The 14,939-nt window shown below is 59.2% G+C and carries 12 protein-coding genes and 1 pseudogene (1 of these 13 only partly in view); 6 read left to right on the forward strand and 7 right to left on the reverse strand.

All coding sequences use genetic code 11. The features are described 5' to 3' along the window. Together rapA and rluA are read left to right on the forward strand one after the other, a co-directional pair. Nucleotides 1-1,351 carry the end of an RNA polymerase-associated protein RapA gene (rapA, locus tag ACPW75_RS16130; protein WP_077097921.1) on the forward strand. 1,517 nt of this gene lie to the left of the window's left edge, so only the last 1,351 of its 2,868 coding nucleotides appear in the window; its start codon lies off the left edge, out of view; it ends in the stop codon at nt 1,349-1,351. Nucleotides 1,352-1,460: 109 nt separating this feature from the next. Continuing rightward, a complete protein-coding gene (gene rluA, locus ACPW75_RS16135; protein WP_077097920.1) occupies nt 1,461-2,117 on the forward strand; it encodes a bifunctional tRNA pseudouridine(32) synthase/23S rRNA pseudouridine(746) synthase RluA in 657 nt (218 codons plus the stop codon). A 73-nt stretch (nt 2,118-2,190) separates the two neighbouring features. Here rluA and ACPW75_RS16140 read toward each other — a convergent pair whose 3' ends face one another. The 5 genes from ACPW75_RS16140 to ACPW75_RS16160 form a co-directional block, all read right to left on the reverse strand. Then, entirely contained in the window at nt 2,191-2,379 is a 189-nt protein-coding gene (locus tag ACPW75_RS16140) for a hypothetical protein (protein ID WP_073348952.1), read from the reverse strand. Between the two features lie 58 nt (nt 2,380-2,437). Then, the gene (locus tag ACPW75_RS16145) at nt 2,438-4,369 is read right to left on the reverse strand and encodes a putative bifunctional diguanylate cyclase/phosphodiesterase (RefSeq protein ID WP_077097918.1); all 1,932 of its coding nucleotides are present in this window, start codon (nt 4,367-4,369) and stop codon (nt 2,438-2,440) included. Nucleotides 4,370-4,392: 23 nt separating this feature from the next. After that, the gene (locus ACPW75_RS16150; RefSeq protein ID WP_016349563.1) at nt 4,393-4,890 is read right to left on the reverse strand and encodes a hypothetical protein; all 498 of its coding nucleotides are present in this window, start codon (nt 4,888-4,890) and stop codon (nt 4,393-4,395) included. A gap of 95 nt (nt 4,891-4,985) precedes the next feature. Then, nucleotides 4,986-6,620: a chaperonin GroEL gene (gene groL / locus ACPW75_RS16155; protein ID WP_011704804.1), complete on the reverse strand. Its 1,635-nt coding sequence runs from the start codon at nt 6,618-6,620 to the stop codon at nt 4,986-4,988. A 41-nt stretch (nt 6,621-6,661) separates the two neighbouring features. Beyond that, nucleotides 6,662-6,955, reverse strand: coding sequence for a co-chaperone GroES (locus ACPW75_RS16160; RefSeq protein WP_005309514.1), 294 nt, complete (start codon nt 6,953-6,955; stop codon nt 6,662-6,664). 182 nt (nt 6,956-7,137) lie between these two features. Between ACPW75_RS16160 and ACPW75_RS16165 the strand changes: the two genes are divergently transcribed. Further along, on the forward strand, nt 7,138-8,538 hold the full coding sequence (locus ACPW75_RS16165) for an MATE family efflux transporter (protein WP_077097917.1): 1,401 nt from the start codon (nt 7,138-7,140) through the stop codon (nt 8,536-8,538). Between the two features lie 23 nt (nt 8,539-8,561). Here the strand turns inward: ACPW75_RS16165 and ACPW75_RS16170 are convergent, their stop codons facing one another. Beyond that, entirely contained in the window at nt 8,562-9,038 is a 477-nt protein-coding gene (locus ACPW75_RS16170; RefSeq protein ID WP_024946196.1) for an FxsA family protein, read from the reverse strand. A 449-nt stretch (nt 9,039-9,487) separates the two neighbouring features. Between ACPW75_RS16170 and aspA the strand changes: the two genes are divergently transcribed. From aspA to ACPW75_RS16185, 3 genes and pseudogenes are all read left to right on the forward strand, one after another. Next, on the forward strand, nt 9,488-10,930 hold the full coding sequence (gene aspA / locus ACPW75_RS16175) for an aspartate ammonia-lyase (RefSeq protein ID WP_011704801.1): 1,443 nt from the start codon (nt 9,488-9,490) through the stop codon (nt 10,928-10,930). A 127-nt stretch (nt 10,931-11,057) separates the two neighbouring features. Then, nucleotides 11,058-12,376, forward strand: a pseudogene (locus tag ACPW75_RS16180) (anaerobic C4-dicarboxylate transporter). A 200-nt stretch (nt 12,377-12,576) separates the two neighbouring features. Continuing rightward, nucleotides 12,577-13,671 (forward strand): porin, encoded by a 1,095-nt coding sequence (locus ACPW75_RS16185; RefSeq protein WP_077097915.1) that lies wholly within the window; start codon nt 12,577-12,579, stop codon nt 13,669-13,671. Between the two features lie 64 nt (nt 13,672-13,735). Here the strand turns inward: ACPW75_RS16185 and mdtH are convergent, their stop codons facing one another. Beyond that, complete coding sequence (gene mdtH, locus ACPW75_RS16190) at nt 13,736-14,929, reverse strand: multidrug efflux MFS transporter MdtH (protein ID WP_190284304.1); 1,194 nt, start codon at nt 14,927-14,929, stop codon at nt 13,736-13,738. Nucleotides 14,930-14,939: the final 10 nt, after the last annotated feature.

Raw genomic sequence — 14,939 nt, forward strand, 5'->3', positions numbered from 1 at the left:
ACTGGAAGAGGCGCTGCGCACCCGTGAAGGGATCCGCGGCACCGTATTCCATGAAGGGATGTCCATCCTCGAGCGGGACAAGGCCTCGGCCTATTTTGCGCAAGAGGATGGTGGCGCCCAGGTGCTGCTCTGCTCCGAGATCGGTTCAGAAGGTCGCAACTTCCAGTTTGCCAGTCATCTGGTGCTGTTCGATCTGCCGCTCAATCCGGATCTGCTGGAACAGCGTATCGGTCGACTGGATCGTATCGGTCAGCAGAATACCGTCGAAATCCACGTGCCCTACCTGGAAGGGACCGCCCAGCGCGCCCTGCAGCTCTGGTATCACGATGGTCTGGATGCATTCGAGCAGACCTGCCCGACTGCCCGCCCGGTATTCGAAGCGGTGCGTGACGAGCTGTTCGAGCTGCTGGCCGCCAACACAGGCGATCAGGCCCCCCTCGACGCCCTGCTGGTCAAAACCCGCGAACTGCACGAGCCGCTCAAGGCCCGGCTGGAACAGGGTCGCGATCGCCTGCTGGAGCTCCACTCCAGCGGTGGCGCCGCTGCCCAGCAGCTGGTCGACAAGCTGGCCGCCGAAGATGACGACACCGGCATGATCTCCTTCGCCCTCAAGATGTTCGACGAGATCGGCGTCAATCAGGATGACCGTGGCGAGAACGCGCTGGTGCTGACCCCGGGGGATCACATGCTGGTCTCCAGCTTCCCGGGCCTGCCGCAAGATGGCATGACCATCACCTTCGATCGCAATACAGCCCTGTCGCGGGATGACATGGCGCTGCTCTCCTGGGATCACCCCATGATGCGTGGCGGTATCGACCTGATCCTGGGCTCCGAGATCGGTGCGACCTCGGTCGCCCTGCTCAAGAACAAGGCACTGCCTATCGGCTCCATCCTGCTTGAGCTGATCTTCGTTGCCGAGTCTGCGGCCCATCCCCAGCTCTACCGCTTCATGCCACCGACCCCGATCCGTCTGCTGATGGACAAGAACGGCCAGAATCTGGGTGAAAAAGTGGCGTTCGATGCCTTCAACCGCCAGCTCACGCCGGTCAATCGCCACCTCGGCAGCAAGCTGGTCACCGCGTCCCAACCGGTGATCCACGGTCTGATTGGCAAGGGCCAGGCCATTGCCGAAGAGCTGAAAGGCGGGATTGTCGACAAGGCCCGCGCCCAGATGGCACAGACCCTGCAGCAGGATCTGGACAGGCTGGAAGCGCTCAAGGCGGTCAACCCGAACGTGCGCGACAGCGAACTGGATTATCTGCGCAATCTGCAGGCAGAATTGCACCACCTGATCGATCAGACCCAACTCAAGCTGGATGCCATCCGCTTTATCGTGGTCACCCATAACTGACGCGATACTGAAGAGACATGACCGGCTCATGCCGGATGCCATGCCCTTTATGATTGTGGTTACTCATAACTGATGGGGGCTTGCCCCCACCTTCTGATGCGAGACATTTATGTTTGAATACTCACCGCCTCTGGAACCCTGGCTCGATATCCTGTTCAAGGACAAGGACATCATGGTGGTCAACAAGCCCACTGGCCTGCTGAGCGTGCCCGGGCGCGGCCCCGAGAATGAAGACAGCGTCCTGCATCGGGTAAAGCAGCAGCACCCCAAGGCGGCGGCGGCTCATCGCCTCGACATGTCCACCACTGGCGTCATTGTCATTCCCCTCAATCCCAATTCCCATCGGGAGCTGAGCCGGCAATTTCGCGAGCGGGAGACCGAGAAGCACTACCTCGCCTGGGTGTGGGGCGAGCCGGAGGCAGCGTCAGGTCAGGTCGACCTGCCGCTCTGCGTCGACTGGCCCAACCGGCCGAAACAGAAGGTGGATCACGAGGAGGGGCGTCACGCCCTGACCCTGTGGGAAAAATTGAAGGTAGAGAATGGTAACAGCCTGATCAAGCTGACTCCCATCACGGGTCGCTCGCACCAGCTGCGCGTCCATATGCTGGAGCTGGGACACCCGATTCTGGGCGACAACCTCTACGCCCATCCGGATGCACTGGCGGCAGCACCGCACCTTTATCTGCATGCAGCGAGTCTGACCATCAGCCACCCCCGCAGCGGCGAGAAGATGACCTTCGAGGCACCAACCCCTTTTTCGGTCTGAGCCAAGATAGACATCGCAATATCGCAGACATAAAAAAGCCCCCATCGACTGGATGGGGGCTTTTTCGTTAGGGTCAGACGCGAATATCGATGTTACTTCCCAAAGAAGCGTTGGCCGATGTCGGTGCAACCGGTGCTGATTGAGCTGCTGTTTGCAGCAGTTTCAATGCAGATTCACCTTCTTGGGTCTGTTGTTTCTTGGCCAGGCTGGCCGTCATCAATGCAGAACCAAATGACGCAGATGCAGAACTAGATATATCCATGGTGTACCTCCTGCTTTAAGACTATCGGCCATCTTGGGCCAAGCATGAGCCATTTTGGCTAAATTAAATACGCCTTGTCCGGTTGACGCCGCTCCAGCCACTCTTCTTCCATCTCAAGCAGGGTTTGATAAACCTTCTCCGCCTGTTCTGGGCGGCTGAACAGATAGCCCTGACCATAGAGATGAATATCAGTGAGGGTGCGCAACACGTCGAGCTGAGCCTGAGTTTCTATCCCTTCACACACCAGACTCTTGCCCAGCATGGAACCCATCCGGCAGATGTTGGCGACCAGCTCGGATGCCTCGATAGACGTATCGATCCCCTGGATGAAGGAGCGATCGATCTTCACCTTGCTGACCGGCAGCTTCTGCAGATAGCTGAGCGAGGAGTAGCCGGTACCAAAATCATCCAGTGCCAGCTGTACCCCCTGCTGATTGAGATCCTGCATCAGTTGCAGGGAGTTTTTCACCTCGCGCATGGTGGTGTCTTCCGTCACCTCCAGCACCAGGCTGGCGGCCGGGATATGGTGGTCCATCAAGGCCTTGGCAACCAGCTTCAACAGATTGCGCTGATACATGCCGGGCGAGATATTCACGCACATCTGCAAATCAACCAAACCCAGTTGCTGCCACTGATAGAGCTGCTCGCAGGCCGTGTTCAATACCCAACTGCCCAGCTTCTCGGCCAGCTGGAACTCTTCGGCGACCTGGATCACCTCGTTGGGTGGAATGAAGCCCAATTCAGGGTGACGCCAGCGTAGCAAGGCTTCCACCGCTTCGCAGCGGCCACTCTCGAGGTTGACGATGGGCTGGTAATAGAGCTCGAGTGCATTGTGCTCGAGCGCCATGATCATGTCGCTTGCCAAATGCTTGCGGCGCGCCGTTTCATTGAGCAACGAGTTGTCGTAGATGACGTATGGCACATGGGTCTTGCGGCTGTGAAACAAGGCCTGCTCGGCACGACTGAGCAGCTCCTGAGTATGCTTGCTGTCCATCGGGAAGAAGGCGATGCCGATGCCCACCTCCAGGCGGAACGGGTAGTTGTCGATGATGATATCCTGCTTGAGCGCATGCAGCAGGCGGGCCACCAGCTCCCTCACCTGGCGCAGGTCACTGCTTTCACGCTGGATCATGGCAAACTGATCGCCGCCCAGCCGGGCCACCCACTCACCATTTTCACACAAATTGCGCATTCGCTTTGCCAGCTCCTGCAGCAGAAAGTCGCCGGTGTTGTAGCCGAACTTGCTGTTGATGTCGCGAAAATCGTTGATGTCCACCAGCACCAGGCCAAACGGCGTCTCCTTGGTAGCGTAGGACTCCATTTTCTCCAGCAAGGCCAACCGGTTCGAGAGCCCGGTCAGGGGATCGATCCGCGCCGCCCTGAAATGACGACGAGCCTCACGGATCAGCAAGCCGCTCAGCAACATCACCGACAGCACCAGCCCTGAGACCATGAACAGCAGCGCATTGCGCAGCTGGCCAAAGCGTTTGTCATTGCCTGAATAGACGTTGATGTTCTTCTGCATCACGGAGGCGAGAGAATAGGAGAGTGGCTCCTGCAGAGGAACCAGGCGCATCAATATCTGCTGATAATCGGGTGTCCCCGCCTTCAGATTGGTGATATTGGGCTCCATCTCGCGAATGTTGCTTTCGATCAGCTGCACCAGCCGCAAGGTCTTCTGCTTGTCCTTCATGCTCTGACGCAACTGGCCACTGAGCAGGATGGGGGTCCGGCTCCACAGGATGTCATAGCGCAGCATCAGGGTATCGTGATCGATGCCGCCATAATGGTAGATCTCGACGGAGTTGAGGAAACGCCCCAACTCCAGTTGCAACTGCATCAGGGCCCAGGAGACGTCATAGGTGTACCTCTCCATCACTCGGGTCGCATTCTGTATCTGCGCGAGGCAATAGAGAGTGCTTCCCGTAAACAACAGGATGGATAGGTAAAGAACGATGAGTAAAGGCCACGCCTTGGTCTTTGCTTTCACTCGTACTCCCGCAAGCCACTACATCAATGCTGAATATCAATGGCATTCAGTTGCCAAATCATCATGTCGGTAAACTCAGAGCGTTTCAGCTCGGGATACTGATCCAGCGGTAGGATAAACCAAAGCGGTCCCTTATTCCGTACCCGCATGGTGACCCCATCATCTTGCCAGGCCAGAATCGGGTCGTATTGCCTGACCTTATCCCAGTTGATCCTGATCTGAAAACTGTTCAAGGCCGTCAAGGTGATCGCCTTGCCATCCGCACCGACGGCAGCCAAGACATCGGCCAGCTTGGGCCCCACATATTTGTGCGGTTTGTCGACCCAGGGATTGCTGGTCACTATCTCATGCTGCGGCAGGGCCTTGAGCATGGCGAGATCAAAGGAGACCACCCCCTCCGTCGCTTCGGCCGGCAGCACATTGCCGGTCACCTTCAAAATGACGGGCCCCTGTGGCGCCTCAAGTGCCATCACCGGCATGGCCAGAGAAAACAGTAATGGAATCAAACCCAGTACACGCATACTCACCTCTGATTAAGTCACTGACAATAGACTCAGTTTAGTCGCCATAAAAAAAACGGCCCGCAAAAGCGAGCCGTTTGGTAACCAGGGCTGAATTACATCATGCCCATGCCGCCCATGCCGCCCATGTCAGGCATGGCAGGGGCATCTTTCTTCGGCAGCTCGGAGATCATGCACTCAGTGGTGATCATCAGGCCAGCAATGGAAGAGGCGAACTGCAGGGCAGAACGGGTCACCTTGGTCGGATCCAGGATACCCATGGCCAGCATGTCACCGTACTGTTCGGTGTAGGCGTTGTAACCGAAGTTACCTTCACCGTTCTTCACCGCGTTGGCAATGACGGAGGCCTCTTCACCGGCGTTGATGACGATCTGGCGCAGCGGGGCTTCCATGGCGCGCAGAGCGACCTTGATACCCACGTTCTGATCTTCGTTGTCGCCACGCAGGCCGGCCAGTTTGGCGGCCACGCGTACCAGCGCAACACCACCACCGGCAACCACACCCTCTTCTACTGCGGCGCGAGTCGCGTGCAGGGCGTCGTCAACCCGGGCTTTCTTCTCTTTCATCTCGACTTCGGTGGCAGCACCAACCTTGATCACCGCAACACCGCCAGCCAGTTTAGCTACGCGCTCTTGCAGTTTCTCGCGGTCGTAATCGGAAGAGGTCTCTTCGATCTGCTGACGGATCTGGGCCACACGGCTCTCGATCAGGGACGCATCACCCACGCCATCGATGATGGTGGTGTTCTCTTTGGTGATGACGATGCGCTTGGCACGGCCCAAGTCTTCCAGGGTCGCTTTTTCCAGCTCCATGCCCACTTCTTCGGAGATCACGGTACCACCGGTCAGGATGGCGATATCCTGCAGCATGGCCTTGCGACGGTCACCGAAGCCAGGAGCCTTGACGGCAGCGACTTTCACGATGCCACGCATGGTGTTGACCACCAGAGTCGCCAGCGCTTCGCCTTCTACGTCTTCAGCCACGATGATCAGCGGCTTGCCCGCTTTGGCTACGCCTTCCAGCACCGGCAGCATTTCACGGATGTTGGAGACTTTCTTGTCAACCAGCAGGATGAAGGGATCGTCCAGCTCAACGGCACCGGTTTCCGGCTTGTTGACGAAGTACGGGGAGAGGTAGCCACGGTCGAACTGCATGCCTTCTACCACGGCCAGCTCGTCGTCCAGACCCTGACCGTCTTCAACGGTGATGACGCCGTCACGACCGACTTTGTCCATGGCTTCGGCAATCAGCTTGCCCACTTTCTCGTCGGAGTTGGCGGAGATGGTGCCTACCTGAGCGATGGCATTGTTGTCGGCACACGGCTGGGACAGCGCTTGCAGCTCGGCAACAGCGGCCACTACGGCCTTGTCGATACCGCGCTTCAGATCCATCGGGTTCATGCCGGCGGCAACGGCCTTCAGGCCTTCGTTGACGATGGCTTGAGCCAGTACGGTAGCGGTAGTGGTACCGTCACCGGCGGCGTCGTTGGCCTTGGAAGCAACTTCCTTGACCATCTGGGCGCCCATGTTCATGAACTTGTCTTCCAGCTCGATTTCGCGGGCAACGGAGACGCCGTCCTTGGTGATGGTCGGCGCGCCGAAGGACTTGTCCAGTACCACGTTGCGGCCTTTCGGGCCCAGAGTTACCTTGACGGCATCGGCCAGGATGTTTACGCCTTCCAGCATCTTGCTGCGTGCTTCGTTGCCAAACTTGACTTCTTTAGCTGCCATTTCTTCAATCCTTCAATCAATTCGCAGGGGGAAAGGGTGGATTACTCTTCGACAATCGCCAGGATGTCGGTTTCAGACAGGATCAGTACGTCCTGACCATCCAGCTTCTCGGTCTTCACACCGTAGCCTTCGTTGAAGATCACCTTGTCACCAACCTTGACGGCGAGGGCTTTGACATCGCCATTATCCAGAATTCGGCCAGTCCCCACGGCAAGAACTTCACCACGGGTGGACTTCTGGGCCGCAGTACCAGTCAAGACAATGCCGCCAGCGGATTTGGCTTCAGCTTCGATGCGCTTGATGATGACGCGGTCGTGCAGTGGACGAATTTTCATCGATAACTCTCCCAAAATGAGTCTCTGTGTTGCTTTGAGGAATGGCCATTCCTGGCCAAATTAGATATGTCTCCGATGTGGGGCACGTTTGTTAACCCTTCAAGGGCAAATACAAAAAAAATATTTTCACGTACTATGAACGTCTTCGATGGATCTCCCGAAGTCCCGGTCAGGAAACCGGTTTGTGCTGCCCGCAGCCAGAACTCCGCCAGACGTACAGAGACAAGCCCGTGACCCGACCCAATCCCCTGCTGACTGCCCCCATGACGTCCGTATTGCTGCGCATGACGGGCCCGATGATCCTCGGCATCGTCGCCATTCTCGCCTTCAACCTGGTCGATACCTTCTTCATTGGCATGTTGGGCACCCAGGCGCTGGCCGCCATCAGCTTCACCTTTCCGGTGACCTTCGTGGTCACCTCGCTGGCGATGGGACTGGGGGCCGGCCTCTCTGCGGTGATGGGTCATGCGCTCGGCCAGGGCAAGCATGATGAAGCCGCCCGCATCACCACCGACAACCTGTTTCTGGCCGTGCTGCTGGTCGCCCTCATCGCCCTGGCGGGGGCGCTGACCATACACCCGCTGTTCCGGTTGCTCGGCGCCAGCGATGAGCTGATCGCCCTCATCTACGACTACATGCTGATCTGGTATCTGACCGTCCCCATGCTGGTGCTGCCCATGGTGGGCAATGCCGCCATCCGGGCCACCGGCGATACCAAGACCCCCAGCCTGGTAATGACGGTGGCCGGGCTGGTCAACGGCGTGCTGGATCCCCTGCTTATCTTCGGCATAGGCCCCTTCCCCGCATGGGGGATCCGCGGCGCCGCCATCGCCACCTCACTCTCCTGGCTGATGGCCATGCTGGTCAGCCTCTATATATTGCGCCACCGGGAAGGACTGCTGCGCTGGCGCCTCTCCCCGCGCCCACAGTTGCTGGCCCACTGGCGCGCCTTGCTGCACGTGGCGGTGCCCGCCTCCTTCACCAACATGCTCAACCCGCTGGCCAACGCCGTGCTGATGACCATCTTCGCCGGGCTGGGGACGGAAGTGGTGGCCGCCTACGGCGCCGCATCGAGAGTGGAAGCCCTGCTGCTTATCGTGATGATGGCGCTCTCCTCCGTGCTGGCGCCCTTCATCTCGCAAAACTGCGGGGCGGGCAACCCGGCCCGTGCCAAGGCGGCGCTGCAGTTTTGCATGCGCTTTGCCCTGCTGTTCCAGCTGGCGGTATACGCACTGACCTGGCTGCTGGCCCCCTTCATCGCCGAGCTGTTCAGCAGTCATCCGCAGGTGGTGCGCCTCATCGTGCTCTATCTGCACCTGGTGCCCATCGGTTACGGCTTTCAGGGCATGGTGATGCTGCTCGCATCCGCCTTAAATGGCGTGAGGGCTTCCAGCGTCTCCTTCCTGTTCAACGGGTTGCGGCTGTTTGTCTTCTTGCTGCCAGGAGCCTGGCTGGGGGCAAAACTGGGAGGGGAGCAGGGAATCTATCTGGGAATTCTCGTGGCCAATCTGGCGGCGGGCACCCTGGCCTGGTGGTATGCCCGCCACCGCTTCGAGCTGCTGTGCCATCAGGGCAGGCCCTGATGGCAGGAAAGTAAGCGCAGCAGTTACTCCTTGCGCTCGAACTCCCCTTCGATGGTGGTGCCGCTGCGCGGAGCTTGACCCGGCTGGTCATTGCCCGGCACCTCGTCAAACGGCTGCTGACGGGCCTGAAAACCGCCCATCTGCATCTTGAACTGGTTGCTGCCGATCAGCTTGTCGGCCAGCTTGTTGCGCAGCCAGGGCTGCAGCAGCAGAATGCCGAAGAAGTCGGTCACGAAACCCGGGATGATCAGCAGCAGACCGGCCAGCGCCAGCATCATGCCCCCCATCACCTCACGTCCCGGCATCTCTCCTTGCTGCATCTTCTGCTGCGCGTTGAACAGGGTCTTGATCCCTTCGCTGCGCACCAGCGAGGAGCCCAGCACCGCCGTCAGAATGAGCAAGCCGACGGTCGGCAAGGCACCGATCACGGAGCCGACTTCGATCATCACGGTGAGCTCAAGCACCACCAGACCGACCAACAATAGAAACAACTTGCCCATAACAACCTCAGTGCGGATGAATGTGAATGAACCGCTGGCGAAGTGCGACAACCGCTGATGCCGTTGCCAACCCACCATGGTATCGGTTCCTGTTGATTAAAATGGGGGGTGACGCGCATTTTTCAAGTCCACAGGGTGACGAGGCGCCGGATCCACAGAAAAACCGGCCTGCCAGACTGTGATTGAAGTCATTGTTCTGTCAAAGTAAATCGGTTGATTGCAATATCTGTTTAATGACCACAAGTTATTTGAGGTTGTCTCAAATTTAGTGATCCAGGTCTAATATCAGATACCTCAATTGGGGTAATATCGACGCCAGTAATTAAGGGAGCAAAAAAGCCCCCAACCGCCCCACTCGATGTGTGGTGCTTCAGGATGAACCGTGCGTAAGGAACTCGCGACCACTCGGTGAGGATCGTTTCCATTTATCTGATTTCTGAGGCATTACAATGAGCGACATCAAGAACGTCCGCATTGAAGAAGACCTGCTGGGCACCAAAGAAGTTTCCAACGATCTCTACTACGGTGTGCATACCCTGCGCGCCGTTGAGAACTTCAAGATCAGCACTCAGAAGATTTCTGACGTTCCGGAATTCGTCCGCGGCATGGTACTGACCAAGAAGGCCGCCGCCCTGGCGAACGGCGAACTGGGTACCATCCGTCCTGAAATTGCTGACAAGATCGTAGAAGCCTGCGACCTGATGCTGAACACCGGCAAATGCTTCGACCAGTTCCCGGTCGACGTTTACCAGGGTGGTGCCGGCACCTCCGTCAACATGAACACCAACGAAGTACTGGCCAACATCGCCCTCGAAATCATGGGTCTGGCCAAGGGCCGCTACGACGTCATCAACCCCAATGACCACGTCAACAAGTGCCAGTCCACCAACGATGCCTACCCCACCGGCTTCCGCGTGGCCGTGGTCAACAGCACCGACACCACCCTGCACGCCTTGGAAGCACTGATCGCCGCCTTCGATGCCAAGGCCGCCGAGTTCAAGGGCATCCTGAAGATGGGTCGTACCCAGCTGCAAGATGCGGTGCCGATGACCCTGGGTCAGGAATTCCATGCCTTCGCCGTCACCCTGCGCGAAGAGATCAAGTCCATCAAGCGTTGCCAGGAGCTGCTGCTGGAAGTGAACCTGGGCGCCACCGCCATCGGTACCGGCCTGAACACCCCGCCCGAGTACTCCGCCCTGGCCATCAAGCGCCTGGCCGAGATCACCGGTCGTGCCTATGTTCCGGCTGAAGATCTGATCGAAGCGACCTCCGACTGCGGCGCCTACGTGATGCTGCACGGCGCCATCAAGCGCATGGCGATGAAGCTCTCCAAGATCTGTAACGACCTGCGTCTGCTCTCCTCCGGCCCGCGCACTGCACTCAAAGAGATCAACCTGCCGGAAATGCAGGCTGGCTCCTCCATCATGCCGGCCAAGGTCAACCCGGTCATTCCGGAAGTGGTCAACCAGTCCTGCTTCAAGGTCTTTGGCAACGACGTCACCATCACCTTCGCCGCCGAAGCCGGTCAGCTGCAGCTGAACGTCATGGAGCCGGTGATCGGTCAGGCGATGTTCGAATCCCTGAGCCTGATGGAAAAAGCCTGCATCTCCCTGCGCGAGAAGTGCGTGGAAGGCATCACCGCCAACCCGGAAATCTGCATGAACCACGTGCTGAACTCCATCGGCATCGTGACCTACCTGAACCCCTTCATCGGCCACCACGAAGGCGACATCGTCGGCAAGATCTGTGCTCAGACCGGCAAGAACGTCCGTGAAGTCGTGCTGGAGCGCGGCCTGCTGACCGCCGAGCAGCTGGATGAAATTCTCTCCATCGAGAACCTGATGAACCCGCAATACAAAGCCAAGCGTTATACCCGCGAAGCCACCGTATAAGCGAGCAAATGGGCCGGGTTTATCCCGGCCCATAAAGTCAGTTCCCGATAGGTCTTGCCCAGCCCCATCGGGAATTGGCTTTTCTGCCAAATAAAACCTAAAAAAACTGGAAAATGGAGTGTTCGCTATGATTGGAATCGAGTTACTTGTCGTGCTCGCCGCTATCTATCTGGGGGCCCGGATAGGCAGCATCGGCATCGGCTTTGCCGGTGGTTTGGGGGTACTGGTACTGACCTGGGGTCTGGGGATGCCAATTCCCAGCGACCAGCTGGTCACCTACATCCCCTGGGACGTGATCATGATCATCGCGTCCGTCATCTGCGCCTTGCCTGTATGCAACTGGCCGGTGGCATGGACTATCTGGTCTCCCTGGCCGAGAAAGCCCTGCGCAAGAACCCCAAATACATCACCTTCGCCGCCCCGGTCGTCACCTATCTGATGACCATGCTGGCCGGTACCGGTCACACCGCCTTTTCCACCCTGCCGGTGATCGCCGAAGTGGCCAAGGAGCAGGGCATTCGCCCGTCCCGTCCGCTCTCCATCGCCGTCATCGCCTCCCAGATCGCCATCACCGCCTCGCCCATCTCCGCGGCCGTGGTTGCCTTCTCCGGCATGCTTGAGCCGTTTGGCGTGGATTACCTGACCCTGCTGGCCATCTGCATCCCCTCCACCTTCATTGCCTGCATCCTCGGTGCCTTCGTCGCCAACATGCTGGGCAAGCCGCTCGACCAGGACGAAGTCTACCTGGAGCGCAAGGCCAAGGGGCTGATCAAGCTGCGCGGCACCACCAAGCTGGAACTCAAGCCTTACGCCAAGGTATCGGTCTGGATCTTCATCGCCGCCATCGTGGCCGTGATGGCCTACGCCACCGCCATCTCCGGTAAAGTGGGCCTGATCGCCAACCCGCCGATCCCCCGTGATGGCGCCATCATGGGCATCATGCTGGCCGCGGCCACCATCATGACCCTGGTCTGCAAGCTGGACGCCACCCAGGTCACCAACATGCCGACCTTCAAGTCCGGCATGTCCGCCTGTATCTGCGTACTGGGCGTGGCCTGGCTGGGTAACGTCTTCGTGAAAGGCAACATGGACACCATCCAGCTGATCGCCGGCGACCTGCTCAACCAGTACTCCTGGCTGCTGGCCGTGGTGCTGTTCTTTGCCGCCATGCTGCTCTATTCACAAGGCGCCACCACCAAGGCCTTGATGCCGGCCGCTCTGGCACTGGGTGTCAGCCCGCTGACCGCCATCGCCTCCTTCGCCGCCGTGAGCGCCCTGTTCGTACTGCCGACCTACCCGACCCTGCTGGCCGCGGTCGAAATGGACGACACCGGCTCCACCCGCATCGGCAAGGCGGTATTCAATCACCCCTTCTTCGTACCGGGTGTTGCCACCATCGCCATCGCCGTGGCGCTGGGCTTCTTCTTCGGTGGCATGATGCTCTAACCAGCATTTAATTCCACAAACACGCAAACGGCCCTGTTCGGGCCGTTTTTTATACCTGCTTTTCAGGTCAAATCATTAATTAATCCTTGTGCGCTTCAGTTTCTATCAAGGTTCGCAGATCTACTCTGGGGCATCGGAACAGAAACCGATCAACAGGGCCGAGCACAGGTCCGACAGTGTTTACACCAGAGGAACGAACAATGAAAAAGACAGCATTGACCATGGCCATCTCCAGCGTGCTGCTGGCCGGTGGTGCGCAAGCCGCTACCGTCTACAACCAGAACGACACCAAACTCGACATCGGTGGTCGCGCTCAAGGCATGTACTACGGCACTGATGACAACGGTTCTGAAGGTGACCAGAGCTACCTGCGTCTGCACGTTGCCGGCGAAACCAAGATCGACAACGAGCTGACCGCGTTCGGCTTCGCTGAATACAACCTGCCGGTCTCCGGCTCCGACAACGACGAGCTGCGTTATGCCTACGCCGGCATCAAGCACGATCGTTTCGGTGCCTTCAGCTACGGCCGTCAGGATGGTCTGTTCACCAAAGCCGTGAACAACTACACCGACGTGCTGCCAGAGTGGGGTGGTGACGGTCTGGGCAAGGACACCGAAATATTCGGTACCGGTCGTACCAACGGCCTGGCCCAGTACATCTACACCTATCAGGGCCTGACCCTGGGTGCCCAGTTCACCGGCAACAACGATCCGCAGAATGCCGATCGCTCCAACCTGACCGGCGCCAACAGCACCTGGAATCCGAAGGGTTCTGCTGAAGGTTTCGCCGTGTCCGCCAACTATGACTTCGACATGGGCCTGAGCCTGGGTACTGCCTACAACCAGGCTGGCAAGACCGACGAGCAGGCCGCCAACGCCGCCTTCGGTGGTGACCGCGATGCCAAGCTGTACGGTGTCGGTGCCAAGTACGCCGTCGGCGACCTCTACCTGGCTGCCACCTACTCCCACGGTGAAGACCACATGTACGTCAGCACCTTCAACGGCTACGCCGAGAAGATGGATGGCTACGAAGCCGTCGCCCAGTACGCCTTCGGCAAGTTCAAGCCGTCCCTGGCCTACCTGCGTACCGACGTGAAGGACAACGCTCGCGGCATCGATGACACCGCCACCGAGTACGTTTCCATCGGTGCCTGGTACAACTTCACCGACAACTTCAACGCCTACGTTGATTACAAGATCAACCTGCTGGACAACAACGGCGATAAATCCCACACCAACTCGCTGGGCAAGAACACCGACGACGTGGTCGCCGTGGCCCTGCAGTACAACTTCTAAGTCTTCCCTGAATTGCCTACTGTATTTTTTACCGGCCGCCCAGCGGCCGGTTTTTTATTGCCCGTCAGATGTCGACCCGCGCCAGACTCGGCTCGCGGTGAAAACAGTTCACCAGCAGCAGCAAAGTCGTCACCCCGACCGTGCCCAGCACCAGCCAGGGTAACCAGGGCTGCCCCTGCAGCATGGCGTAGTCATGCAGCGCGCCGCCCCCCACGTAACCCGTCATGCCCCCCAGCGCCAGCCCCAGCCGGCTGAAGCCCATGTAGCTGCCGCGTGCCCCCGGCTGCGCCAGTTTAGTCATCAGCGTCTCCCGCGCCGGTTCGGCGATGACGATCCCCAGATAGAAGCAGGCCAGCAGCATGAACACCGCGGGCAGGGTGTTGGCAAACGCCACCAGCCCGATGCCGGTGGTCATCAACAGTACCCCCGCCATCAAGCGGCTCTCCAGCTTGAAGTGGCGCTCGCCATATCGCGCCAGCGGATAGAGCAGCGCCAGCGAGATGGCGGTCTCCAGGGTATACATCCAGCCCACCGCCGTGGTGGTGCCCGCCATCTGCTTGACCAGGATGGGGAAGATCAGCATCACCTGGACCCAGAGCGCGTAGTAGCCGCTCAGGATCAGCACCAGCCGGCAGAACGCCTTGTCCGCCAGCACCTGGCCGAGACCGGCGCGGATCGGGGTCGGTCGCACCGAGAGCTTATAAGCGGGCAGGATCAGCAGGTTGCACAGCGCGGCGCAGACAAACAGGCCGGCCCCCAGCAGACAGACATATTCGAAGTCGAAGTTGAGCAGCCAGCTGCCGAGCAGGGCCCCCACCACGGCGCCGGCGCTCTCCAGCATCATCAACAACGAGATGTAGCGCCCCCGCTGACGGGGCCGGGTGAATTTGATCACCAGCGCGGCGCGGGGCGGATCGAACAGACAGCCTCCCAGCCCCGAGATGATGCAGGAGAGGATCAGCTCCAGCCCGCTCTGGGCATAGGCCAGGCTGGCAAACCCCGCCGCCCGCAGCAGCATGCCGCCCACGATGAGCGGCCGTGCGCCGAACTTGTCCGCCAGCGAGCCGCCCAGAATGCCCAGCCCCTGCTGGGTCAGCTGGCGCAACCCCAGCGCTAGCCCGACCACCCCGGCCGCCCAGCCGAGCTGATCCACGAAACGCAGGCTGATCATGGGCATTACCACGAAGAACCCCAGGATCACCAACAGGGAATCCAACGCCAAAAACCACCGCCCCAACCGCCTCGCCCGCTCCACCATGACTACCCGT

It is taken from the genome of Aeromonas sp. FL131 (genome assembly GCF_049860615.1).
In the GTDB taxonomy this organism is placed as follows: domain Bacteria; phylum Pseudomonadota; class Gammaproteobacteria; order Enterobacterales; family Aeromonadaceae; genus Aeromonas; species Aeromonas hydrophila.

Excerpts from the sequence above, each read along its gene's own strand:
- rluA (WP_077097920.1), top strand. The coding sequence starts at position 1,461 with ATGTTTGAATACTCACCGCCTCTGGAACCCTGGCTCGATATCCTGTTC.
- ACPW75_RS16140 (WP_073348952.1), bottom strand. The coding sequence starts at position 2,379 with ATGGATATATCTAGTTCTGCATCTGCGTCATTTGGTTCTGCATTGATG.
- ACPW75_RS16150 (WP_016349563.1), bottom strand. The coding sequence starts at position 4,890 with ATGCGTGTACTGGGTTTGATTCCATTACTGTTTTCTCTGGCCATGCCG.
- groL (WP_011704804.1), bottom strand. The coding sequence starts at position 6,620 with ATGGCAGCTAAAGAAGTCAAGTTTGGCAACGAAGCACGCAGCAAGATG.
- ACPW75_RS16160 (WP_005309514.1), bottom strand. The coding sequence starts at position 6,955 with ATGAAAATTCGTCCACTGCACGACCGCGTCATCATCAAGCGCATCGAA.
- ACPW75_RS16170 (WP_024946196.1), bottom strand. The coding sequence starts at position 9,038 with ATGGGCAAGTTGTTTCTATTGTTGGTCGGTCTGGTGGTGCTTGAGCTC.
- aspA (WP_011704801.1), top strand. The coding sequence starts at position 9,488 with ATGAGCGACATCAAGAACGTCCGCATTGAAGAAGACCTGCTGGGCACC.
- ACPW75_RS16185 (WP_077097915.1), top strand. The coding sequence starts at position 12,577 with ATGAAAAAGACAGCATTGACCATGGCCATCTCCAGCGTGCTGCTGGCC.
- mdtH (WP_190284304.1), bottom strand. The coding sequence starts at position 14,929 with ATGGTGGAGCGGGCGAGGCGGTTGGGGCGGTGGTTTTTGGCGTTGGAT.